A 23,792-nucleotide genomic window follows, 5' to 3' on the forward strand; every position below is an offset into this window, starting at 1 on the left:
CTGGAAGACATGTGGTTCGTTCAACAACTTTTGCGAGGCGCCGAGCAGTGAACCAGCCCCTGCACGTCCATCCCGATGCCCTGTCGCTCCAGCAGCTGATGGTGCTGGAAGGCATCGCGTGCCGGCTCGCGCGCAAATACCCGCCCGACTGGCTAGAGCGCCAGGGACGCCCGCTCTACCTCGCTACCGTGGCGACCTCTTTCCTGACAGCGGTTGTGCTGGGCCTGGCCTGGGGGCCATGGTGGGGCTTCCTCGTTCCGCTGTGCATGCCTACCTGCGTCCTGGTGCTGCTGCCGCGGCTGCTGTTCGGCCGCGTCACGGGCCGGCCGCGCTGGGCCCATCCGCTTGCGCGACTCGACTGGCAGGATGCCGAACTGCTGCGGCGGGTGCTTGCATCCAGTGAATACCGGCCGACGGTGAGCGGCGAAGAGTTTTTCGCCATCTGGTGCCGCGCCTACCGTGGCCTCAGCTATCGCCATGGCTGAAGCCGGCGTGCAAGTGCACTAGAATAGGCGGATGCGCATCCTCATCGTCGAAGACCACCCGGACATCCTCGCCAACCTCTACGGTTTCCTGGAACCGAAGGGCCACCAGCTCGATTCCGCCCGCAACGGCTATGGCGGGCTGGCGCTGGCCTCGGAAAACGATTACGACGTCATCGTCCTCGACGTCATGCTGCCCGGCCTGAACGGACTCGAACTGTGCCAGAAGCTGCGCACCGAGCTCGGCAAATCGACCCCGGTGCTGATGCTCACCGCGCGCGACAGCCTGCCCGACAAGGTGGCCGGCTTCGACAGCGGCGCCGACGACTACCTGGTCAAGCCCTTCTCTCTGTTGGAGCTGGAAGTGCGCCTGAAGGCGCTGGTGCGGCGCGCTGCGTCTACCCATGCGGTCCACAGCACCCTGCGCTTCGGCGAGCTCAGCTACGACCCCGACATGCAGGAAGCCTCCCGCGCCGGCGTGCCGGTGCAGCTCACCAAGACCGGCTACGTGTTGCTGCGCTGCCTGCTGGCGGCGGCGCCGCGCATCGTCACGCGCGAAACCCTCGAGCAGGCCGTCTGGGGCGAAGACCGCCCCGGCAGCGACGCCCTGCGCACCCACATCCACGCGCTGCGCCAGGCCATCGACAAACCTTTCGCCGTGCCGATGCTGCAGACGGTGGCCGGGGTCGGCTACAAGCTGGTCCAGCCGGATCCCAAGCCCCACGCGCAGCGCGATGCGGCCGGCTGACTCCTTGAAGCGGCGCATCGTCGTCGCCTTTGTCCTGTTCGGCCTCGGCGCTTCCGCCTTCTTCGCCTTTATCGCGGCGCTGGCGGTGGAGGGCATCGAAGTGCAGCTGGTGGACAAGCGCCTCGAGGCTGCCGTGGCCTGGGCCGCGCCGCGCCAGGCGGCCGGACTCGACGTCGACATGCCGGCCGGCCTGCGCTTCCAGCGCAACGAAGCGATCCCGGCCACGCTGCGCGGCCTGGCCGACGGCGTGCACAAGGTCGACGTCGGCACCACCCGCCTGCATGTGCTGGCCGGCCACGACACGGGCGGCAACTGGGTGCTGGTCGACCACGAGAGCGACTACGACAAGATCGAGCTGGTGGTGTATTCGATGTTCGCCACCGTGTTCGCCGGTTTCGTGCTGCTGGCGCTGCTGCTGGGCGGCTTCCTGGGCACGCGCGTGGTCACGCCGATCAGCGAACTGGCGCAGGCGGTCGGCAGCGACGCGGTGCCTGCCGCCCTCACCGGCCGCAAGGACGAACTGGGCGTGCTGGCACGCGCGCTGGAAGCCCATACCAGCGAACTGCGCGCCTTCCTCGACCGCGAGCGTTACTTCACGGGCGACGTCAGCCACGAGCTGCGCAGCCCGCTCACCGTGATCATGGGCGCCGCGGAGATCCTGATGCAGGAATCCTCGCCCGCCGTGCGTGCGCCCGCCGAGCGCATCTACCGCGCAGCGCGCGAAGCGGCCGAATGCGTCACCGTGCTCCTGCTGCTGGCGCGCGCGCCCCAGCTCGGCACGCTGGCGCCGGTGGCGCTGGAGCAGATCGCCGAAGACGAAGTCGACAAGTACCGCGCCCTGGTGGCCGGCAAGCCGCTTAGCCTGCGCTTCGTCGACGGTCCGGCGCTGGCCGTGCGCGCCCCGCGCGAACTGTGCGCGGCCGCCATCGGCAACCTGGTGCGCAATGCCTGCCAGTACACCGACCGCGGCGAAGTGGTGGTGCGCCTGCTGCCGGGCCAGGTGGTGGTCGAGGACACCGGGCCGGGCCTGCCGCCGGCTGTCGTCGCCACGCTCGGCAGCGGCGCCGGCGTGCCGTCCAGCGGCTCGGGCGGCACCGGGCTTGGTCTCGCGCTGGCGCGCCGCATCTGCGACTTCCTGGGTGCCGGCTTTGCCTACCAGGCGCGCCCGGAAGGCGGCAGCCGCTTCACGATCACGTTCACACCGGCTTAACGGCCTGCTGACGAGCTGCTGACGCGCTGCTGCGTATCCTGCACGGGTATCGCAGCCAGTCCGGCTGCGCGCTCCAGAAGTGATACCAGTGCAAAACCTCCTGTCCCGGCGCATCAGCGCCAACCTGCTCGTCTTTTCCGTCGCCCTGCTGCTTGCCACCATCGGCAACTTCAATTTCTGGTCCGATTTCGTCCACGCGGTCGGCGGCTTTTCGCTCGCCCGGCTGCCGCTGCTCGCGGGCAGCTTCGCCATTGTCGTGCTGTTGTTCTACGCACTCTTGATGCCCTTCAGCTTCCGCTTCGTCGTCAAGCCGGCCCTGATCGTTTTCCTGCTGACTGCGTCGGCCTCTGCCTGGTTCATCAACGAATACGGCGTCGTGATCGACAAGGCGATCATCCAGAGCCTGTTTGAAACCGACACGCGTGAGGCCGCGGAGCTGCTGAACTGGCGCATGCTGCTGTTCGTCGCCCTGACCGGGGGCCTGCCCTCGCTGCTGGTGGCGCGTGCGCAGCTGCGCTTCCCCCAAGGCGCGCGTGGCCTGGCCCAGCGCGCCGGTACCGTCGCCGCTGCGCTGGCGCTGTCCACCGTACTGCTGGTACTGATGTTCAAGACCCTGGCGCCCACGGTGCGCGAGCACCGCGAACTGCGCTACCTGCTCACGCCGACCAATGCGGTGCAGGCGCTCAACGGCTACCTCCACAACCGTTGGAGCACGCCGGTACCGCTGCAGCAGATCGGCCGCGACGCCGTCAAGGGCAAGCACTGGGCGGGGCAGACGAAGCGCACCGTCACCGTGATCGTGGTCGGCGAGACGGCGCGCGCCGCCAACTTCTCGCTCAACGGCTATGCGCGTGATACCAACCCGCGCCTGGCGAGCGAACAAGGCCTGATCAACTTTGCACGGGTCCAGTCCTGCGGTACGGCCACGGCGGTGTCGGTACCCTGCGTGTTCTCGGGGATGACGCGCGAGCGCTACGACGACACCCGCGCCAAACACCAGGAGGGCCTGCTCGACGTGCTCAAGCACGCGGGCCTGCGCGTTCTCTGGCGCGACAACAATTCCGGCTGCAAGGGCGTGTGCGACCGCGTCGAATTCGTCGACGTGTCCAGCCCTGGCGCCGGTAGCCGCCATTGCAGCGAGGACGAGTGCTACGACGAAGACCTGCTCGAGGGCCTGCCCGCGCTGATCCGGCAATCGAAGCAGGACCTGGTCATCGTGCTGCACCAGAAAGGCAGCCACGGGCCAGCCTACGCGCACCGCTACCCGGCCGGCTTCGGCCGCTTCGGGCCGGTGTGCACCAGCAGCGAGTTCGAAACCTGCACCCGCGAGTCGATCGTCGCCGCCTACGACAACACCATCCTGTACACCGACAGCTTCCTGGCCGAGACCATCGCCCTGCTGCGCAAGGCCGCCGGTGAATCCGAGGTCGACACCTCGATGCTGTACTTCTCGGACCACGGCGAGTCCCTGGGCGAGAACAATATGTACCTGCACGGTGCGCCCTACCTGTTCGCTCCGAGCGAGCAGACCCACGTGCCGATGATGCTGTGGATGTCGGATGGCTTCAGCCAGCGCTTCCGCATCGACCGCGCCTGCCTGCAGGCGCGCCGCGACCAGCCGCTCTCGCACGACAATGTGTTCCACTCGGTGCTCGGCATGCTGAATGTCGAAACCGCCGTCCTGAATCCGAAACTCGACCTGTTCCATGCCTGTGTCCGCAACTGAGGCGCAGGACAGGCTGCTGGGTGGAACGACGGCGCTCCGGCTCGGCGCCCTGCTGGCGCTGGCCGCGCTGCTGATTCTTGCGCTGGGCGCCTGGACCGACGCCGACCTGTGGCTGGCCGACGCGCAGTACGACCGGGTGACGGCAGGCTTTCCATGGCGTGAAGCCTGGCTGACGGCGACCTTCAGTCACCGCATCGCCAAGACTGCGCTGAGCGTGTGCGCCGGCGTGATCATCGCGCTCGCCATCGGCGATACGATCTGGCCGCAGCGGGCCTTCGACCGGCCGCTGGCGCGCCTGCGGCTGCGCGTAGTCGCCTGGTCCGCCGTCCTGGTGCCGCTGGTCGTCAGCCTGCTCAAGCAGTCGAGCAATGCGCACTGTCCCTGGGACCTGGCGCGCTACGGCGGCGCGCAGCCGTATGTGCGCCTGTTCGAGGCGCTGCCCGCCGGCGTGCTGCCAGGCCACTGCCTGCCCGCGGGCCATGCGTCGAGCGCCCTGTGGCTGGTGTCGCTGGTGGTCTTCTGGCTGCCGGGACCCGCGCGGCGGGCGTGGCGGGGCCTGGCCCTGTGCCTGGCGCCCGGGCTGGCGCTGGGATGGATGCAGCAGATGCGCGGCGCGCACTTCCTGAGCCATACCCTGTGGTCGGCCTGGATCGCCTGCGCCATCGTGCTGGCGCTGGTGGTGATGCTCAGCGGTGATACTGGCCGTCGCGTTCCGGCTGGTATTCGATACCGCGGACGCTGACGTCGAACATGGCCCCGTCCGGACGCTGCCAGCGGATGCTGTCGCCCACCTTCAGGCCCAGCAGCGCGGTGCCGACCGGGGTCAGGATCGAGAGCTGCTCGGGGTTGCCGTTCATGTCCTTGGGGTAGGTCAGCGTCATCGTCACTTCTTCGTCGGCGCCGTCGAAGGCAAAGCGCACGCGCGAATTCATGGTGACGACGTCGGCCGGCATTTCCCAGGGTTCAGCCAGGCCGGCGCGGCCCAGTTCATCGAGCAGCGCGTCGCGCGCGCCGGCCTGGGCGGCCGGCAAGGCGTCGAGCATGCGGTCGAGGCGGTCCATGTCCAGCCATGAGACGAGGATAGAAGGTTTCATTGTTCACTCCTGATGGTGCCCCTGCTTGAGGGCGATTGAATCGTGGCGGTCGCGCGGCGGCCGCAGGTATCGGGAAGGGTCAGGCTCGGGAGGACGGAAAAACGCTGGCAGTGTTCCTCACCGAGCCTGGACGAGCCAGGCGAGGTTACGGGACGACTGTTGCACCGCTCGCGCAACGGCGGCGCAGTCACGCTCGACGGACGCGGCAAAGCCCCTGCCCTGCTGGCAGGCGGCATTACGCGGCGACATGAAGCGTGGTGGGTTCATGGGGCCAGTATAGCCCCTGTGACGAATCCGTCAACGGGATAGTCGCCAGGCCAGCGGCGCGCAGGCGGCGAAGGGCACCAGGAAGGGATACAGTCCCCACACCGCACGCCCGTCGACGCGCACGCATAGCGCCGCATACAGCGGCGGCAGCGCCATCAGCGCGAGCAGGCCGGCGATCGGCCGCAGCACGGGCGGCGCCACGCGCCAGCCGCGTAGCGCCAGCGGCACCACGACGATGGCACTGCCGACGATGGTGGCCAGCGAACGCCAGTCGCCCAGCGCATGCGCTACCTGTTCCCAGCGCGGCGCCCAGGTGTAGGACGGCAGGCCGGTGACGAGCCACCAGCGCACCGCCACGATCCAGGCGCCTGCCGCGGCGAGCACCGCCAGGCCAGGGAAAAAGGCGATACGGCGCATCGCGACCAGCCACACCAGCAGCAGGATGTTCTCTTCGCGCACGGCGGTGCCCAGCAGGCCCGCGCCAGCGGCCAGCCAGGGCTGGCCAGAGACCACCGCCAGCACGAAGGCGGCGCGCGCACAGACCGAGCCCGGATCCACCACCAGGTAGGGCGCGAACCAGAAGGTCGGCACCGAGACGATCATCATGAGCCCGGCGGCGACCGCGCGGCCCTGGCCGAGCCCCGCGCGCAGCACGCAGGCCGACATCAGGCCGGCCCCGAGCGTCACCAGCACCCAGTTCAGCATCGCGAAGCCGTTGCGCAGGTCGCCGGGAATGAGGGAGGCCAGCGCCGGCACCAGGATGCGGTACGGGAAGGGCGCGACCAGGCTGCTGGCCGGAATCTCGCCGCGCAGCCAGCGCGCGGTGTCGTAATAGGCCTGGGAATCGGCGACGGTGCCGCCCCAGCGCCAGACCATCACCAGGCAGGCCAGCAGCGCAAAGCCGGCGGCAAGCTGGAACCAGTCGAGACGGCGAACGGAATCGGGAGTGGCGGCAGTGAGGGCTTGCTTCATGCATGGAGCGCGTGACATCGAAGCGCGAGAGGATAGCAGAAGCACAAGCGGAGAATGTCGCGCATTGTCACCGGGGTGACAATGCGCGCAGCATCACACGGACAGAGGCATCTTCGTGATCAGCTTGTCGAGCGTGATCGGATACTCGCGCACCCGCACGCCGGTCGCGTTGTACACCGCGTTGGCGATCGCCGCCGCCACGCCGCAGATGCCCAGCTCCGCGATGCCCTTGGCCTTCATCGGCGAAGACATCGGGTCGGTCTCGTCGAGGAAGATGACTTCCTGGTGCGGAATGTCGGCATGCACCGGCACCTCATAGGTCGCGAGATCGTGGTTGACGAAGTAGCCGAGCCGCTTGTCGACGGCCAGCTCTTCCATCAGCGCCGCGCCCGCCCCCATCGTCATCGCGCCGATCACCTGGCTGCGCGCCGTCTTCGGGTTCAGGATGCGCCCTGCCGCGCACACCGCCAGCATGCGGCGGATGCGTACTTCGCAGGTCACCGCGTCCACGCCGACTTCCACGAAATGGGCGCCGAAGGTCGACTGCTGGAAGCGCGTGTTGATGTCGCCGTATTCGATCATGTCCTCGGCCACCAGCTCGCGCTCTCCCACCGCCTGCGCCAGAGGCAGGCTGCGCTCGCCCGCGCGGATCAGGCCATCGGCGAAGATCGCGCGCTCCGGCTCGAAGCCGGCCTGGCGCGCCACCATCTCGCGCAGCTTGACGCAGGCGGCGTACACGCCCGCGCACGAGTTGTTGCCGCCCCACTGGCCACCCGAGCCGCAGGAGGCCGGGAAGCTCGAGTCGCCCAGGCGCACCCGCACCCGCTCCAGCGGCACGCCCATCATCTCGCTCGCGGTCTGGGCGATGATGGTGTAGCTGCCGGTGCCAATGTCGGTCATGTCGGTTTCCACCGTCAGGATGCCGCGCCGGTCGAGGCGCACGCGCGCTGCCGACTTGGTGAGCAGGTTGTCGCGGAAGGCCGAGGCCATGCCCATGCCGACCAGCCAGCGGCCGTCCCGGACCGAAGCGGGTTTTGCCTGCCGACGATCCCAGCCGAAGCGTTGGGCTCCGGTCTGCAGGCACTGGATGAACTGGCGCTTGGAGAACGGCGGATGCGGATTGTGCTTTTCCTTCTCCGGCTTCTTCGACTGCGGGTCGTTGGACGTGGGCTTCTCGGGATTGTCCGGCACCACCTGGGTGTCGTTCACGATGCGGAACTGTACCGGGTCCATGCCGAGTTTTTCCGCCATCTCGTCCATCGCGATTTCCAGCGCCGCCAGGCCTGGCGCCTCGCCCGGCGCACGCATCGCGTTCGACTCGGGCAGGTCCATGAAGGCCACGCGGTTGGCGGTCATGCGGTTTTCGCCCGCATACAGGGAGCGGGTCTGGGTCGCGGCATTTTCCGGCGAGCCGTCCTTCAGGTTGCCGGACCAGCTTTCGTGGGCGATCGCCGTGATCTTGCCCTCGCGCGTGGCGCCGATGCGAATGCGCTGCAGGGTCGCCGAGCGGTGCGTGGTGTTGTTCGGGATCAGCGCGCGCTGCAGGGGCACCCGCACCGGCCGCCGCGCTGCTTTCGCGCCCAGTGCCGCCAACACCACGTCGGCGCGCAGGAACAGCTTGGAGCCGAAGCCGCCGCCGATGTAGGGCGACAGCACGCGCACCTTGTCCTTCGGCAGCCCCAGGGTCTTGGCCAGGTCGCCCTTGGCCCAGGCGATCATCTGGTTCGAGGTCCACACGGTGAGCTGGTCGCCGTCCCAGGCCGCCACGCTCGCATGCGGCTCCATCATCATGTGCGATTCGTGCGCCGTGTGGTATTCGGCATCCAGCTTCACCGGGCTGGAGGCGAAGGCACCAGTGAAGTTGCCGACCTTGGTCTCGGCCGCTTCCTTCTTCGGCGCGATGGCCTTGTTCTGCACCGCCTTCAGGTCGAAGTCGCCCTTGTCGCGTTCGTACTTGATGCGCACCAGCGAGGCGGCGTCGCGCGCCTGCTCGAAGGTTTCGGCGACCACCAGCGCCACCGCCTGGTGGTAGTGCTCGACGCGCGGCCCGCCCAGCAGCATGGCGGTGTTGAAGTTGCCCTTGGTGAGCTTGCCCGCGTTCTGCGCGGTGACGATCGCGATCACGCCCGGCGCGGCCTTGGCCGCCGCCAGGTCCATCGAGACGATCCGCCCGGTCGGGATGGCCGAGCCGATCACATAGCCATGCGCCTGGTTCGGCATCACGTCGTGGCGGTCCATCGCATAGGGCGCAGTGCCGGTGGTCTTGAGGGGACCGTCGACGCGGTCGATCGGCTGGCCCACGACCTTGAGCTGGTCGATCGGGTTGGTAGTGGCTGGTTCGTTGAATTTCATGGCTGTCCCTTCCCTCAAGCTTTAGCGTCCGCTTTTGCGTCCGCAATGGCCGCGGCCAGGGTGCGCTCGACCAGCGGCACCTTGAACGCGTTGTCCTCGGTCGTGCGGGCGCCGGCAAGCAGTCCACTGGCAACCGCCTGCGCACCGCGCGCGAAGGCGCCTTCCGCCGCTTCGACGCGCCACGGCTTGTGGGCCACGCCGCCCAGCGCCACGCGGCCGCTGCCGTCGCGCTGGACGATGGACGCCACCGACACGATCGCGAAGGCATACGAAGCGCGGTCGCGCACCTTGCGGTAGCTCTGCGCACCACCCACCGGCGGCGGCAGCGTTACCGCGGTGATCAGCTCACCGGGTTTCAGGTTGTGGTCGATGTGCGGCGTATTGCCCGGGAGCCGGTGGAAGTCGGCGATCGGGATCACGCGCGTCGCGCCGCCCGGCGCCACCGTCTCCACCTGGGCGTCCAGCACGCGCATGGCCACCGCCATGTCGCTCGGATGGGTCGCGATGCAGGCGTCGCTCTGGCCGACGATCGCATGCAGGCGCGTGAAGCCGCCGATGGCGCTGCAGCCGCTGCCTGGTTTACGCTTGTTGCAGGGGACGTTGGTGTCGTAGAAATAGGGGCAGCGGGTACGCTGCAGCAGGTTGCCGGCGGTGGTCGCCTGGTTGCGCAGCTGGCCCGAGGCGCCGGCCACCAGGGCGCGCGTGAGCACGCCGTAGTCGCGCCGCACGCGCTGGTCGGCCGCCAGATCCGAGTTGCGCACCAGAGCGCCGATGCGCAGGCCGCCATTTTGGGTCGGCTCGATGCGGTCGAGCGCCAGGTCATTGACGTCGATGAGGTGGGCCGGCGTTTCGATCTGGAGCTTCATCAGGTCCAGCAGGTTGGTGCCGCCGGCAACGAAGCGCGCGTTCGGGTGGCGCGCGGCGGCGTCCGCCGCCTCCTGCGGGGTCCTGGCCCGTTCGTAGGTAAAGGCTTTCATCGCTTGCCTCCCGCAGTGAGCCCGGCCACCTCGGCAATCGCTTCCTGGATGTTCGAATAGGCGCCGCAGCGGCAGAGGTTGCCGCTCATCCGCTCGCGGAATTCCATGTCGCTGGCCTGCGGGCTGGCGTTCAGGTCGGCCGTGACGTGGCTCGGCGCCCCCGAACGGATCTCTTCCAGCATGCCCACGGCCGAACAGATCTGCCCCGGCGTACAGAAGCCGCACTGGTAGCCGTCGTGCTTGATGAAGGCGCGCTGCAGCGGGTGCAGGTTGGTCGGGGTGCCGAGGCCCTCGATGGTGGTGATCTCGTGGCCTTCCTGCATCACGGCCAGGGTCAGGCAGGAGGTGCTGCGGCGGCCGTCGATCAGGACGGTGCAGGCGCCGCATTGGCCCTGGTCGCAGCCTTTCTTGCTGCCGGTAAGGTGCAGGCGGTCGCGCAGCGCATCGAGCAGCGTGGTGCGCGGATCGACCTGCAGCTGGTGCTCGATGCCGTTCACTTTCAGCCTGACGTTCATGGTGGTCGCCTGGGTGGAGTTGGCCGGCTGGGCGGCGGGTGCAGCTTCGGCAGGCGCCGCGAACTGGGAGCTTACTGCGACGCCGCCGACGGCGACGGTCGAGGCCTTCAGCAGCTGCCGCCTGTTTGGATCGAACTCGGGCATCGTTCTTCCTTTCTTGGACATGGGCAATATGAGCGGTGACGCAGCGACGCCGTATTCCGATTTGACGAAAACGCGCGCGCGGCCGAAGCCAAGAACATAACGCTTTTCTAATTTTCGGGGCGTGCAGTTCGCTTGCGCGGCCGGCTATCGATTGTAGGGGATGGAAATGCCCGTTTTTGGTGCGAAAATTGCAAGGGCTTATGAATGTGGCTCATGAATACGAGCCACTTGTCAGTACAGGGTGTACTGAATCGACTGGCGGGAGAGCCGGTCAGGCCTTGGGCTTCTTTGGCTTCGGCAGCGGCATCAGCGCCGCGGTGTCTTCGAGCAGGCGGCGCAGCGCCTCCGGATCGTCGAGCAGCTCGTCGGCGATGGGATAATCCTTGGCGCCCGGGTAGGGCGGGCCCTGCGGCAGGTCGGGGGCGAGCGCCGCCACGGCCTTCGACGGCTTGATGTACAGGCTGTTATCGCAGGCGAAGGCGACCACCTTGCCGTCCAGGTAGAGCGCGTACTCGCCGAACATCTTCTTGTGCGTCAGGCGGCTGCCCAGCCCGGCCACCTCGGCGACGTAGTCCACGAAGCTCTGTTCCGTTGCCATCCATTCCCCTCCTTATTCACTGCTCATAATCTATCTAGCCTTCATGCACCCATAAGTATTCTGCCAAACCTTTTGGATACAGTCAGCAGCTCATCCACTTCACGACACCTAGATGAAAGCCTGGCACCCGACGCTCTTCCTGCCCCTCGCATTTGCCGCCCATGCGGACGCGCCGCCGGTGGTCAGGGACCCGCTGCAGGATCCCTTCGCCCTGCCCGCCCCTCAGCAGGCGCCACCACCGGGCGCACGGCCGAGCGACGAGGCGATCCGCGCCGCGGTGCGCGCCACCCTCGAAGAGATGCCGGACAGCTCGACGCCCATGAGCGGACAGGCGCTGAGCGGCGGCCCCTATCGCGAGTTTGCGCGCAAGTTCGCGCTGGCCGCCAAGCCGCACTGCCTGGGTCCGGACCCGCTCAGGCACCAGCCGCACAGCACCGTCGTCAAGACCATCTTCGGCGACTTCGCAGTAGGCGTGGGCGGCATCTACGCCTTGCCCTTCTGGGGCGCCGCCGTCTTCAGGGGCAAGTGCAATTGGACCCGCTAGAGCAGGACGATCCCGAAGCGCTTGACGAGCAGCGCGAAGAGCCCGAAGCACACCACCGTGATTACGACGGATGCACCCAGGGTCCACCAGAACCCGATCCGTGGCAGCAGCCAGGGGAAGGCCAGGAACATCGGCAGGGTCGGCACCACGTACCAGAAGGTGTACCAGGCGTGATTGGCGATCCTGGCCTGCGGCTGGTTCTCGACATATAGCCAGACCAGGGTCAGGATCGTAATCATCGGCAGCGCCGCGACGAAGCCGCCGAAGCGGTCGCTGCGCTTGGCGGTTTCGGATACCAGCACGACGACGGCAGCCGTCAGCAGGTACTTGGTAATGATCCACTTCATCGATGCTCCTCCCTATGGGCAGCCAGCTTACTTCACCGAAAAGCGCACACTGACGGTCTTCCTGTCCGCGAAGCTGACAAGCGCCACGGCCTTTCTGCCCTTCTCCAGCTTGGCCTTGCCTTTCACGACCAGGGTGTTGTTGCCGCCCGATTCGAGCGGCCACTCGGTCTTCTGCGTCCCTTTCAGCACCGTCAGGGTCCCGGTCGCGCCCGCGGTCGGCTTGTCCTTGCCATGGTCGTCGACATGGATCGTGCCGTCCCTGGCGACCAGCTCGAAGGACAGGTCGCCCGCGGTCTGCACGACGCCACCGTGCTTCGGCTTGGCGCCGTGCGCGAGGGCCTGGCCAGAGAGGGCGACGCCGGCCGCAATTGCTGCTACTGCAAAGATCTTCTTCATGTTCATGCTCCAAAAGTTAAGAATTAATAGCTTTCGCTGCCCTTGTCGGCCAGCAGCCGCGCCAACGGACGCCGCCCCAGCTTCCAGAAGATGAGGGGCGTCAGCAGCGAATCGAGCAGCGTCGAGCTGATCAGGCCGCCGAAGATGACCACCGCCACCGGATGCAGGATCTCCTTGCCCGGCGCGTCCGCCGCCAGCAGCAGCGGGGTCAGTGCGAAGGCGGCCACCAGTGCCGTCATCAACACCGGCGTCAGGCGTTCGATCGAGCCGCGCACGATCATCGGCCATCCGAAGGTCTCGCCCTCGAACTTGCACAGGTTGATGTAATGGCTGATCTTGAGGATGCCGTTGCGCGTGGCGATGCCGGCCAGCGTGATGAAGCCGACCATCGAGGCCACCGACAGCGACACGCCGGCCGTCCACATCGCAATCACGCTGCCGACCAGGGCGAACGGGATGTTCCCCATGATGACCAGCGCCAGGGTCGAGGAACGGTAGCGCGAATACAGCACCAGGAAGATCATCACCAGGGAAGCCAGCGAGAGGCCCACGATCAGCCGTTGCGACTGTTCCTGCGCCTGGAACTGGCCTTCCACGCTGACGAAGTAGCCGCCCGGGAGCCGGGTTGCCGCCACCGCCTGGCGCACGTCGTCGATGATGTGCGACATGTTGGAGCCGTCCGTATTCGCATACACGACGATGCGGCGGCGCCCGTTCTCGCGGCCGATCTGGTTCGGGCCGTCGCCCTCTTCCACCGTGGCGATGCTGGACAGCGGCACCTGTCCGGCCGGGCTGTCGAGCATGACGCGGCCCAGGTCCTGCGGCGAACGGTCGGCATCCGCGAGGCGCAGCACCAGGTCGTAGCGGCGCGCACCATCGATGACCTGGGTCACGCGCGTGCCCTCCGACAGCGACCGCAGCGCCTGCAGCACGTCGCCCGCGGCCAGGCCGTGCTGGGCCGCCTTGCGGTAGTCGATACGCAGCTTCACCTGCGGAATCAAGACCTGGCGTTCGACCGACAGGTCGACCAGGCCCGGCACCCCGGCGAGGCGTCCGCGCAGGCCTTCGGCCAGGCCGCGCAGCGTGTCGATGTCGTCGCCGTAGATCTTCACGGCGACTTGGGCGCGCACGCCGGACAGCAGGTGATCCAGGCGGTGCGAGATCGGCTGGCCGATCGCGCTCGTTGCCGGGATCACGGACAGCTGGTTGCGGATGCTCGCCATGACTTCTTCGCGGCTGCGTTCGGAAGGCTTGAGGTCGACGTCGATCTCGGACGAGTGCACGCCCTCGGCATGCTCGTCGAGTTCCGCGCGGCCGGTGCGGCGCCCCACCCGGGTGACTTCCGGCACCTGGGCGATCAGGGTTTCGGCCAGCGCCCCCATGCGGTTGGCCTCGGCCAGCGAAGTGCCTGGCGTGAAGGTCAGGCTCATCACCAGCGAGCCTTCGTTAAAGGCCGGCAGGAAGCTGCGCGGGAAGAAGGGCACCGAGGCGGCAGCCAGCACCACCAGCACCAGCGCGCTCGCCAGCACCAGGCGGATGCGCGGCAGCGACCAGGCGAGCAGTGCCGTGTCCCAGGCTTTCAGGCGGCGCACGATCGGGCTGTCGCCGTGCTGCAGGCGCTTCATCTTCGGCAGCAGGTAATAGGCCAGCACCGGCGTGACCGTCATCGACACCAGCATCGAGGCGAGGATGGAGGCGATGTAGGCGATGCCCAGCGGCGCGAACAGCCTCCCCTCGATGCCCGGCAGCGCGAACAGCGGGATGAACACCAGCACCACGATCACAGTGGCGTAGACGATGCCCGAGCGCACCTCGACCGATGCATGCCAGATGGTTTCCAGCACCGAGTGCCCGGTCTTGTCCCTGTCCTTCAGCCTGCGCAGGATGTTCTCGACGTCCACCACCGCGTCGTCCACCAGCTCACCGATGGCAATCGCCAGGCCGCCCAGCGTCATCACGTTGATCGACTGGCCGAGCAGGTGGAAGGCCAGCGCCGTCACCGCCAGCGACAGCGGGATCGCGACCAGCGAGATCAGGGTGGTGCGGGCGCTGAGCAAAAAGGCGAACAGCACGATCGCCACCAGGATGGCGCCGTCGCGCAGCGCCTCGACCACGTTGCCGACGCCGGCTTCGATGAAGTTCGCCTGGCGGAACAGCACCACGGGCGGCGAAATGCCGGCCGGGAGTCCCTGTTTGAGTTCCGCCAGCGCGCCCTCGATGTCGCGGGTCAGGCGCACGGTGTCGCCCGTCGGCTGCTTCTGCACGCTGACGATGACCGCAGGCTTGCCGTTCATGCCGGCGTCGCCGCGCTTGAAGGCGGGCGCGTAAGACACACTCGCCACCTGCTCGAGCAGCACCGGCAAGCCGTTGCGGTAGGCCACCGCCAGGCCCCGGATGTCTTCCAGGCGCGTAGTGCGCCCCAGGTTCCGGATCAGGTACTCGCGGTTGTTCAGGTCGATGAAGCCGCCGCTGGTATTGGCCGCGACGCCGCGCAGCGCACTTGTCACCTGCTCGAGCGAGACCTTGAGCTGCGCCATGCGCGCGGTATCCGGCTGCACGCGCAGCTGGCGCACTTCGCCGCCGATCGGAATCACCTGCGACACGCCGGGAATCGACAGCAGGCGCGGACGCAGCACGAAGTCGGCGTACTCGCGCGCCTTCATCGGGTCGGTCCTGGCCACGTCGATCGGCAGCGCGATCAGCATGATCTCGCCCATGATCGAGGACACCGGGCCCATCATCGGCGCCAGGCCGCCGGGCAGCTGTTCCTTGACCAGGCCGAGGCGCTCGGAGACGAGCTGGCGGTTGCGGTAGATGTCGGTATCCCAGTCGAACTCCGCGTACACGATGGACAGGCCCACGCCGGACACCGAACGCACCCGCGTCACGCCCGGCATGCCGTTGAGCGAGGTCTCGATCGGGAAGGACACCAGCTGCTCGACCTCCTCGGGCGCCATGCCGCCGGCCTCGGTCAGCACCGTCACCACCGGCTTGTTCAGGTCGGGGAACACGTCCACCGGGGTGCGCCATGCGCTCAATGCGCCGTAGACCATCAGCAGCAGCGCCGCCGCCAGCACGAACAGGCGGTTGCGCAGGCTGAAACGAACGATTGTATTAAACATGCGCGGCCTACCGGATCTGGTTGATCAGGGAGGTGCCGCTGACAACAACCCGGTTGTCGGGGCTGAGCCCCTTGGTCACGATCACCGTAGCGGAATCGATCGGCGTCGTCTCTACCGGCAGCGCGATGAAGCGCTGGGCGCCGGACTTGATCCACACCACGGTCTCATTGGCCTGGTTGCGCGCCAGCGCCGCCGCCGGCAGCGCGATGCCCTTCACCTTGGTATCGAGACTCGCCAGCACCGTCACCGGCTGTCCGACCGCCAGGTCGAGCGCCTTGCCGCGCGCACGGAAGTTCAATGGCAGCGCGCCTTCGCGCAGGCTGCGCCCTCCTCCCACGAGGGTCAGTTCGGCGTCCGCGACTTCGAGCAGGCGCGCGCTGCTGATGCGCCGCGCCAGTGAAGCATCGGTCGCCAGGGCTTCGACCAGCATCCGCTGCGGGTCGACGATCTCGAACAGCAGCTCGCGCGGCTCGACCATCTGGCCATTGAGCACCGCGGCGCTGGCAATGACGCCGCTGCTCGGTGCGACGATGTTGTCGACGCCGCCGATCGACCGGGACACCGCACGCTCGCGGCCGATGGTGGCCGCTAGCTCGGCGCGGGCCGCTTCGATTTCCTTGGCCGGCACCACGCCCTCCAGCGATTCGAGGCGCTTGACGCGCTTGGCCAGCAGTTCGCGGCTGGCGCGCAGGCCGGCCAGTTCGGCCGCCTGGTTGCCGCGTTCGATGGCCTCGCCGATCGGGCGCAGGCGCGCCAGCACCTGCCCTTTTGCGACGCGCTGGCCGGCCACCGGCAGCCCGTTCGGGCCCGGCGCCACCTGCCCGGCAAACGGCGCCTGCACCCGGCCGCCCGCGTTCGGGTCGATCGCGGCGCGGCCATTGAGCAGCACGGTGCGTGCATACTCGCCTTCCTTCACCATCAGGGTGCGCACGCCCATGCGGCGCTGCGCCAGCTTCGGCACGTTGACGCTGCCGTCCGGCAGGCGCGCCAGTCCGCTGGCCGTACCGCCCGACTTCTCGTCGAGGTGTTCGCCGTTGGGACCATGCGCGCCCGGCGAGGCCAGCACGGAAGCCGCGCAGAAGGCGGCGAGAATGCCGATCACGATGCGATGTTTCATGCTCCGGCTCCCTTGCGTTGACGGCGGCGTACGACGAACACAGCCACGGCCAGGACGGCCGCCGCGACGGCCGCCAGCAGCCAGGGCCACCATGACGAATGCGGATGATCATGGTCGAGGCCTTCGGCGGCCTCCACCACCTGCAGCGTCCCTTCCAGCAAATCGCTCTCCTCCCCCGCAACGAAGGTGAACAGCAGCGGGTGCGCGCCCGGCTTCGACAGCGCGGCGAGCAGGGCCGGATCGTCGACCGCGTAGTCGCCCATGTCGGCGTGGAAGCTCGCTTTCACCTTGAGGTTCTTGTACTGGACTTCCAGCACGCCGTTCAGGACCGGCTCGTTGGTCTCGTAGCGGTCGATCATGATCGACAGTTCGCCGCCGGAGAGCTGGCCCACCAGCTCGAAGGCTTCAGTGAAGGTTTCGATGCGCGGCAGCGCGGCGCCGGTGCTTGCTGCCGGAGCGTCGAGGTGCTCGCCGTTCGGCCCGTGCGCGCCTGGGCCGGCCACCGCCTGCGACATGGCGAGCATGGCGGCGAAGAAGAAAATCAGGGTTTTCATGGAAGGATTCCTAATGCTTGATTGAGTTGCGCATGGGCGTGCCCGACTGCGACTTGTTGCTGGGCGACGGCGACGTCGGCCTCGTGGGTCAGCGCGCGCGAGCGCAGCAGGTCCGCGAGGCCGCGCTCGCCCTGGCGGAAGGCGTTCTCGAACAGCTCGGTGTGCTCGTGCAGGGCCTTGGCGCGGGCGATCGCATCGTCCAGCGCCGCCCTGGCATTGGCCAGGCGCGCGCGGGCGACGGCGAGCCCGGCGCCGCTGGCGGCCTGTGCCTCGGCCGCTTCGGCAGCTGCTGTTGCGATCACGGTCCTGGCCTGGGCCTCGACGGCGCGGTTGCGCGCGGCGCTGCCGAACGGGACCTGCAGGCCCAGGCCGACGCTGCGCACCGGTTCGCGCAGCTGGCGTTCGTCTTCGCGCCGCACCGACAGCGCGATGGTCGGCGGCGCGGATCGATTGGCTTCTGCCAGGCGCAAGGCGGCGCGGGCGCGCTGCTCGGAAGCCTGGGCCGCCCTAAACCTCGCGTTGGCGGGGACATCGCCTTCGCGCAGCGCTTCCGGCTCCAGCGCCGGCAGTTCCGGCAGCCCGGTCAGGACCTGGAAACGGGCCAGCGTCTCGGCGGCATTGGTGCGGGCCTTGCCGACCTCGATGCGCGCGGCCAGCACTTCCTGATCGGCCAGCAAGCCGTCGCTGCGCGCCAGGTCGCCTGCCCCGACGCGGCGCCGCACTTCATGCGCGAGCCCTTCGAGGTGGTGCAGGTGGTCCTGCTTTTCTTCCAGCGTGACCTGGGCGGCGGCCGCTTCCCACATCCGGTCGCGTACCTGGCCGGCCACGGCCAGGCGGGTTGCCGTCAGCTGGGCGGACGCTTCATCGCTGCTGCGTGCGGCGAGCGCTTCGCGCGCCGACTTCTGGCCGGGCAGCCAGAACGAGGACGAGACGGAAATCTCCGATTCGCGCTGTGCGCGCTCGGAACCGCTCTCGTCGCGGCGCTGGGACAGGCCGAGCGTGGGCGCGGTGGCAAGCCAGGAGCCGGCCGTGGCGCGGGCGGCCGCGGCTTCTTCCTGGCGCGCTTCGATCGTGCGGGCGTCGGGCACGCGCTGCCAGGCGCCGTCGACGGCTTGTTTGAGTGTTGCAGGTGGTGCGGCGAGCGCCCAGCATGGCAGGGCGAACGCGGCACCGAGAAAGCAAAGGGACAGGCGGCGGATGCGCATGTGTTCTCCATCGGTGACAGTCGAGATCTACCGAAGGAAGCGCACGGGCGCGACCGGGTCGCGCGGTGTTCAGGTCAGGCGTGCGTCATTCCCCCGGCGGCGTGGCCGGGGGCGTGGCGAGGTGGTTTGCGTGGCCCGTCGAGGAAGGGTTCCGGGATTGTGCCGGCGCTGGACGCGACGAGGCTGGAGAGCAGCTGTTCGGGCGGGACGATGCAGGAGGGAAGCAGCAGGTCGAGCGCCTGTGCGCAGGAGTGGTGGTCCTGGGTATGGGCGAGCGACTTTTCCGATGCGTCGTAGTGCACCGAATCGTCCTCGTGATGGTGGTGCAGGATGTTCTCGTCGTGCGCCACTGCATGCGCGACGGTCTGCGTGCCGTAGGCCTGCGGCAGGCCGCCCTGCATGGCGAAGCCATACAGGGGCAGGCAGAGCAACAGGAGCAGATGGACGATACGGCGCACGGTTCACCTAGGAAGAATGCGCCGATTATAGCAGCGCGGCGGCTGGTAAAGTCACCGGCCGGCCGCGCCAGATCAAAACGCGGCGCGCACGCCGACCGTGATGTTCCGTCCCGGCAGCGGCGCGATATCCTTCAGGACCGAGGTCGAAATGCGGATGTCCCGGTCGAGCAGGTTCTTGCCGATGATGAACCAGGTCAGGTCGGTGTTGCGCAGGCGCTGGGTGTAGGACAGGTTGGCGTCCAGCTGGGTGTAGCCCGGCGTCGGCGTGGTCTCGAAGGAGGCCAGGCGCTCCTGTTCGAACGCGCGCAGCACCGACACGCCACCGCGCAGCGCGCCTTTCCGGTAACCGGTCTCGAAGCCGACGCGCTTGGCCGGCTGCAGCGGCAGGCTGCCCGCATCGTCGAGCGAGCCGCGCGACAGGTCGCCGAAGGCGCGCAACGACAGGCCCCGGCTGCCCGGATGCTGGTTGTAGCTGATCTCGGCCTCGGCGCCGCGGATGGTCGCATCCGCCTGGCGGAAGATGCGCTCGCGCAGCTCGTCGCCCGGATTGCCCTTGTCGTCCAGCAGGGTGTCGCTCACCTCGCCGTAGATGAAGTCGCGCACGCGGTTCTCGAACAGGTTCGCCTGCCAGCGCACCAGGCCCGTCACCTTGCGGAACGAGAGCTCCAGGTTGCGCGAGGTCTCCTTTTTAAAATTCGGGTTGCCGATGTCGTAGGTCAGGGTCGATTCGTGCGGACCGCCCGAGTACAGCTCGTCGGTGCCTGGCGCGCGTTGGGCCACCGAGGCGGTGACGCCGACGGTGTAGTCCTTCGCCACGGGCCAGACGGCGCCCGCCGAGTAGGACAGCAGGTCGAAGCTGCGGCGCGGCGCCCCGCCCTCCGGCTCGCGCTTCACCGATTCCACCCGCACGCCGGCATTCACGCGCAGCTTGCCGAATTCACGCTTCTCGACCAGGAAGGCGGCGTGGGTGTCCGAGACCGTCACCGGCACGGTCGCCGATTCACCGCTGTCCGCGCTCAGGCCGGAGAAACGCGTGTGCTCGGTCTGGACGCCGAAGCTGCCTTCCCAGCCATTGAGAGGCTTGTGGCTCAGCTCCAGGCGCGTTTCCAGCGAGCGGTTCGTGAAGATGGTCTCCGGTCCGCCCTCGGCATTCAGTTCGACATGGCCGTAGTCGGAATAGCCGGCCTTGAAGCGCAGCTTGTCGAAGCCTGCCATCGGCGCATTGAGCTGGCCGTCGATGTCGTAGCGGGTCTGGTCGAGGTCGATCCTGGCGCCCTCGCCGCCCGGGATGCCGTATTTCTTCTTGAGCGTGCTGACCGAGGCGCCGAGGTAGCCGCGTTCGCCGATATACGAGGCCCCCGCGCCCAGCGTGTGCTGGCGCAGTTCGGAATTCTGCAAGGTGTCGCCGTCCGGTTGTCCCGGCACGTGATAGGCGCCCGCGTCGCGGCCGCTGCCGTCGACGTGCAGCGAGATCTTGCCGGCGGCGCCGTCACCCGAGAACGATGCAGCGCGGCCATGGTCGACGTTGCTGTAGCGGGTTTCGACTACCCCGTGCGGCTTGTCGTGGAGCTCGACGGGAATGCGCTCGTTGACGACGTTGACCAGGCCGCCGATGGCGCCGGAGCCGTACAGCAGCGCCGCCGGGCCGCGCAGGATCTCGATCTGGCGCGCGGTGGCCGCTTCGCCGGTGACGGCGTGGTCGTTCGACAGGCCGGACAGGTCGGACACCGACATGCCGTTTTCCAGCACCTTGACGCGGTTGCCTTCCAGGCCGCGGATGATCGGGCGCGAAGCGCCTGCGCCGAAGGCCGAGGCCGAGACGCCGAGTTCGTTCGAAAGGGTATCGCCCAGCGAGCTGCCCAGCTTGCTGCGCAGCTCGTCGCCGGACAGCACCTTGGCCGGGGTGAGGATCTGGTCGCCCTCGCCCGCCCCGAACGGATTGGCGGTGACGACGACGGTGGCGACGGGCGGGTTGGCGTTCTGGGTCTGGGCAAACGAGAACGGTGCGAGTGCGGCCAGAACCGCGCTCGCCAGGATGGTACGCTGGACGTGCATGATGAATTCCTTGAAACGAATACGGGACGGACGCGCGTGCGCGGCTCAGCCGGCGCAAGCGGGTCGGGATTTCAGGGTGCAGTCAGGCGAGGGGTGGCGCGCGGGACGAGAACCAGGGCGTGGACGGCGCGGTCCAGGAATCGAAGGCGATCCACTGGGCCAGGATGCGGTCGGCCGGAATGGCCGTCGTGGTGCACCCAGGCGTGTGCAGCGCGGGCGAGACCGTGGCGGCGTCGTAGGCAAGGCAGGAGTGCTGGGCCGCCTTGACATCCGATCCCAGCGAACCATCCTTGCCCGCATCCGCCGTCGAGGAGATGTGCTGGGACGCGTGCGCGATCCGGTGCGCCAAGCCTTGCCAGTGCGCGAACACCATCGCCAACGTCAACATCAGGACGATGACGAAGCGGGCAGAACGGATGCGTGGAAAGCTGGCGAACATCTCTGTCTATACAGGTACCGATACTCGGCGCGGCGCCGAAGGCGGACATTATAACGCTATGGCAACGGAGCTGGAAACATGGTCCCTGCCCTACTGCTGCCTCGCCTCAGGCCTTGGCGCGGTCAGCAGGATGATGGACGCCGTCGTTGGTCGGCACCTCGCCCAGGTCGAAGGGATTCACGCCCTCGAGGCAGCCGACGTTGTAGCCGTACTGCTCCGGGTTGGAGCGGCGCTGGTGGTGCGTGTAGATGCCGCAGACCGAGCAGAAGTAGTGCTTGGCGGTCATCGTGTTGAACTGGTAGAGCTTGAGGACGTCCTCGCCCTTGACGATACGGATGCCGGATAGCGGTACCGAGGCGACGATGGCGCCCTTGCGACGGCAGATCGAGCAGTCGCAGCGGCGCGGGCTTTCGATGCCGTTGGGTAGACTCAGCTCGAGTTCGACGGCGCCGCAGTGGCAACTGGCCTTGTGCTTCGGCTGAATGATGGTGGGTCCGACCTGCTTGATCATCCTCTTTCTCCCCGACGGTATCTAGGTCATCCACGCAAGGATGGCGGAGCCGACGCCACTGACAGCCAGCACGATGGCGGTGAAGATGAGTGTGAAGGCCATCCACAGCAGGCCGAACACGAAGGTGCCGAAGACCAGCGAATTCTCGGACGCGAAGATGGTTGAACTCTCCGGATGTGCCGGGTCGTAGCGGACCGTGAATCGCTCCAGGCTGAGAACTTCTCGACGGGCGTCCTCGTGCGGACGTCGGCTGCTGGACCCGCCGTAGCCGATCGCCAGGGTATCGCCCTCGTAGCGGACGCCAGCAATGGTGTACGAATACTTCACCGACACATGGTAGGCCCTGGTGTTGCTGGCGTATCGGGGTACGACTTCGCATTTTTCCAGCCGCGCGTCGACCGATGGCCAGTCACGCGCCGCAAGTCCAGTCCGGATCTGCCGCACTCCGGCGGTCAGAATGACGATGCCGGCAGCGTAGCTCAGTACCAGCATCGAGACGATCAGGATCGTGGCGAAATTCATCGTCAGGATGATGCCATTTCCTAATGACGGAAAATGCTCGGAAAGTCACACCCCGATGGGGAGTCGAACGAAAAAAAAGCGGGCCAAAGCCCGCTTTCTTGATGAGTCGAGTCGCGATTAACGCTTGTCGATGCCCGGCACGTCGCGCACCGGCGAACCAACGAACAGCTGGCGCGGACGGCCGATCTTCTGTTCCGGATCGGCGATCATTTCGTTCCACTGGGCGATCCAGCCGATGGTACGGGCCATCGCGAAGATACCGGTGAACAGCGAGACCGGGATGCCCAGGGCCGACTGCACGATACCCGAGTAGAAGTCGACGTTCGGGTACAGCTTGCGCGACACGAAGTATTCGTCGTTCAGGGCGATCTTTTCCAGTTCCATCGCCAGCTTGAACAGCGGGTCGTCCTGCAGGCCCAGTTCGTTCAGCACTTCGTGGCAGGTTTCGCGCATCAGCTTGGCGCGCGGGTCGAAGTTCTTGTAGACGCGGTGACCGAAGCCCATCAGCTTCACGCCCGAGTTCTTGTCCTTGACCTTCTCGATGAAGGCCGGGATGTTCTCGACGCTGCCGATTTCCTTCAGCATGGTCAGTGCGGCTTCGTTCGCGCCGCCGTGCGCCGGGCCCCACAGGCAGGCGATACCGGCAGCGATACAGGCGAACGGGTTGGCGCCCGACGAACCGGCCAGGCGGACGGTCGAGGTCGATGCGTTCTGCTCGTGGTCGGCGTGCAGGATCAGGATGCGGTCCAGGGCGCGCACCAGCACGTCGTTGACCTTGTACTCTTCGCACGGGTTGGCGAACATCATGTGCATGAAGTTCGCGCTGTACGACAGGTCGTTGCGCGGGTACATGAACGGCTGGCCGATCGAGTACTTGTATGCCATCGCGACCAGGGTCGGCAGCTTGGCGATCAGGCGGATGGCCGAGATTTCACGCTGCTTCGGATCGTTGATGTCGAGCGAGTCGTGGTAGAACGAGGCCAGCGCGCCGACGGTGCCGACCAGGACCGACATCGGGTGCGCGTCGCGGCGGAAGCCACGGAAGAAGAAGTTCATCTGCTCGTGGACCATCGTGTGACGGGTCACGGTGTTTTCGAACTCGGCCTTCTGTTCGGCGTTCGGCAGTTCGCCGTTCAGCAGCAGGTAGCAGGTTTCCAGGAAGTCGCAGTTGACGGCCAGCTGCTCGATCGGGTAGCCGCGGTACAGCAGCTCGCCCTTGTCACCGTCGATGTAGGTGATGCTCGAGTTGCACGAGGCAGTCGACATGAAGCCAGGGTCGTAGGTGAACTTGCCGGTCTGGCCGTACAGCTTGCGGATGTCGATGACGTCCGGGCCGATGGTGCCCTTGTAGATCGGCATGTCGACCGACGGGCTGCCGTCGGAGAACGACAGGGTGGCTTTGGTATCAGAGATATTCATGGCACTTCCTTCTTGTGG

The 23,792-nt window shown here is 67.4% G+C and carries 24 protein-coding genes; 6 read left to right on the forward strand and 18 right to left on the reverse strand.

Annotated elements, in window-relative coordinates:
• Positions 1-47: 47 nt before the first annotated feature.
• The 5 genes from LK542_RS09835 (at position 48) to LK542_RS09855 (ending at position 4,908) form a co-directional block, all read left to right on the forward strand.
• A complete protein-coding gene (locus tag LK542_RS09835; protein ID WP_227811767.1) occupies positions 48-485 on the forward strand; it encodes a hypothetical protein in 438 nt (145 codons plus the stop codon).
• Between the two features lie 31 nt (positions 486-516).
• On the forward strand, positions 517-1,230 hold the full coding sequence (locus LK542_RS09840) for a response regulator transcription factor (RefSeq protein WP_227811768.1): 714 nt from the start codon (positions 517-519) through the stop codon (positions 1,228-1,230).
• Between the two features lie 4 nt (positions 1,231-1,234).
• Positions 1,235-2,440 (forward strand): HAMP domain-containing sensor histidine kinase, encoded by a 1,206-nt coding sequence (locus tag LK542_RS09845; protein ID WP_307728961.1) that lies wholly within the window; start codon positions 1,235-1,237, stop codon positions 2,438-2,440.
• Positions 2,441-2,528: 88 nt separating this feature from the next.
• Positions 2,529-4,166 carry a phosphoethanolamine--lipid A transferase gene (locus LK542_RS09850; RefSeq protein WP_227811770.1) on the forward strand — a complete coding sequence of 546 codons (1,638 nt, stop codon included), beginning with the start codon at positions 2,529-2,531 and terminating at the stop codon, positions 4,164-4,166.
• A complete protein-coding gene (locus LK542_RS09855; RefSeq protein WP_227811771.1) occupies positions 4,147-4,908 on the forward strand; it encodes a phosphatase PAP2 family protein in 762 nt (253 codons plus the stop codon). Before LK542_RS09850 ends, LK542_RS09855 begins: the two co-directional genes overlap by 20 nt.
• Here LK542_RS09855 and rnk read toward each other — a convergent pair.
• The 6 genes from rnk to LK542_RS09885 form a co-directional block, all read right to left on the reverse strand.
• On the reverse strand, positions 4,853-5,260 hold the full coding sequence (gene rnk / locus LK542_RS09860) for a nucleoside diphosphate kinase regulator (protein WP_227811772.1): 408 nt from the start codon (positions 5,258-5,260) through the stop codon (positions 4,853-4,855). The genes LK542_RS09855 and rnk overlap by 56 nt on opposite strands.
• Positions 5,261-5,557: 297 nt before the next feature.
• Entirely contained in the window at positions 5,558-6,499 is a 942-nt protein-coding gene (locus tag LK542_RS09865) for a hypothetical protein (RefSeq protein WP_227811773.1), read from the reverse strand.
• Positions 6,500-6,592: 93 nt separating this feature from the next.
• The gene (locus LK542_RS09870; RefSeq protein WP_227811774.1) at positions 6,593-8,851 is read right to left on the reverse strand and encodes a xanthine dehydrogenase family protein molybdopterin-binding subunit; all 2,259 of its coding nucleotides are present in this window, start codon (positions 8,849-8,851) and stop codon (positions 6,593-6,595) included.
• Between the two features lie 14 nt (positions 8,852-8,865).
• A complete protein-coding gene (locus LK542_RS09875) occupies positions 8,866-9,828 on the reverse strand; it encodes a xanthine dehydrogenase family protein subunit M (protein WP_227811775.1) in 963 nt (320 codons plus the stop codon).
• Positions 9,825-10,487 (reverse strand): aldehyde dehydrogenase iron-sulfur subunit PaoA, encoded by a 663-nt coding sequence (gene paoA, locus LK542_RS09880; RefSeq protein ID WP_227811776.1) that lies wholly within the window; start codon positions 10,485-10,487, stop codon positions 9,825-9,827. The genes LK542_RS09875 and paoA overlap by 4 nt, the downstream gene beginning before the upstream one ends.
• Before the next feature lie 271 nt (positions 10,488-10,758).
• Positions 10,759-11,085, reverse strand: a complete 327-nt coding sequence (locus LK542_RS09885; RefSeq protein WP_227811777.1) for a TfoX/Sxy family protein — start codon at positions 11,083-11,085, stop codon at positions 10,759-10,761.
• 112 nt (positions 11,086-11,197) lie between these two features.
• On the opposite strand from LK542_RS09885, the gene LK542_RS09890 reads away from it, so the two are divergent.
• Positions 11,198-11,629 carry a hypothetical protein gene (locus LK542_RS09890; RefSeq protein WP_227811778.1) on the forward strand — a complete coding sequence of 144 codons (432 nt, stop codon included), beginning with the start codon at positions 11,198-11,200 and terminating at the stop codon, positions 11,627-11,629.
• On the opposite strand, the gene LK542_RS09895 is transcribed toward LK542_RS09890, so the two are convergent.
• From LK542_RS09895 to gltA, 12 genes are all read right to left on the reverse strand, one after another.
• Positions 11,626-11,976 (reverse strand): DUF3147 family protein, encoded by a 351-nt coding sequence (locus LK542_RS09895; protein WP_227811779.1) that lies wholly within the window; start codon positions 11,974-11,976, stop codon positions 11,626-11,628. The genes LK542_RS09890 and LK542_RS09895 overlap by 4 nt on opposite strands.
• Positions 11,977-12,003: 27 nt before the next feature.
• Entirely contained in the window at positions 12,004-12,372 is a 369-nt protein-coding gene (locus tag LK542_RS09900; protein WP_227811780.1) for a hypothetical protein, read from the reverse strand.
• 23 nt (positions 12,373-12,395) lie between these two features.
• Positions 12,396-15,494 (reverse strand): efflux RND transporter permease subunit, encoded by a 3,099-nt coding sequence (locus tag LK542_RS09905; protein ID WP_227811781.1) that lies wholly within the window; start codon positions 15,492-15,494, stop codon positions 12,396-12,398.
• Positions 15,495-15,501: 7 nt separating this feature from the next.
• Positions 15,502-16,611, reverse strand: coding sequence for an efflux RND transporter periplasmic adaptor subunit (locus LK542_RS09910; protein WP_227811782.1), 1,110 nt, complete (start codon positions 16,609-16,611; stop codon positions 15,502-15,504).
• Positions 16,608-17,165, reverse strand: a complete 558-nt coding sequence (locus LK542_RS09915) for a hypothetical protein (protein ID WP_227811783.1) — start codon at positions 17,163-17,165, stop codon at positions 16,608-16,610. The genes LK542_RS09910 and LK542_RS09915 overlap by 4 nt, the downstream gene beginning before the upstream one ends.
• Complete coding sequence (locus LK542_RS09920) at positions 17,162-18,370, reverse strand: TolC family protein (protein ID WP_227811784.1); 1,209 nt, start codon at positions 18,368-18,370, stop codon at positions 17,162-17,164. Before LK542_RS09920 ends, LK542_RS09915 begins: the two co-directional genes overlap by 4 nt.
• Before the next feature lie 74 nt (positions 18,371-18,444).
• Positions 18,445-18,801 carry a hypothetical protein gene (locus LK542_RS09925; protein WP_227811785.1) on the reverse strand — a complete coding sequence of 119 codons (357 nt, stop codon included), beginning with the start codon at positions 18,799-18,801 and terminating at the stop codon, positions 18,445-18,447.
• A 99-nt stretch (positions 18,802-18,900) separates the two neighbouring features.
• Entirely contained in the window at positions 18,901-20,883 is a 1,983-nt protein-coding gene (locus LK542_RS09930) for a TonB-dependent receptor (RefSeq protein WP_227811786.1), read from the reverse strand.
• Between the two features lie 82 nt (positions 20,884-20,965).
• Complete coding sequence (locus LK542_RS09935; protein ID WP_227811787.1) at positions 20,966-21,322, reverse strand: hypothetical protein; 357 nt, start codon at positions 21,320-21,322, stop codon at positions 20,966-20,968.
• Positions 21,323-21,428: 106 nt separating this feature from the next.
• Entirely contained in the window at positions 21,429-21,833 is a 405-nt protein-coding gene (locus LK542_RS09940) for a GFA family protein (protein WP_227811788.1), read from the reverse strand.
• 21 nt (positions 21,834-21,854) lie between these two features.
• The gene (locus tag LK542_RS09945) at positions 21,855-22,355 is read right to left on the reverse strand and encodes a DUF3592 domain-containing protein (RefSeq protein ID WP_227799058.1); all 501 of its coding nucleotides are present in this window, start codon (positions 22,353-22,355) and stop codon (positions 21,855-21,857) included.
• Between the two features lie 117 nt (positions 22,356-22,472).
• A complete protein-coding gene (gltA, locus tag LK542_RS09950; RefSeq protein WP_227811789.1) occupies positions 22,473-23,774 on the reverse strand; it encodes a citrate synthase in 1,302 nt (433 codons plus the stop codon).
• Between the last annotated feature and the right edge of the window lie 18 nt (positions 23,775-23,792).

This window comes from Massilia sp. IC2-477, from assembly GCF_020707265.1.
In the GTDB taxonomy this organism is placed as follows: Bacteria; Pseudomonadota; Gammaproteobacteria; order Burkholderiales; family Burkholderiaceae_D; genus Telluria.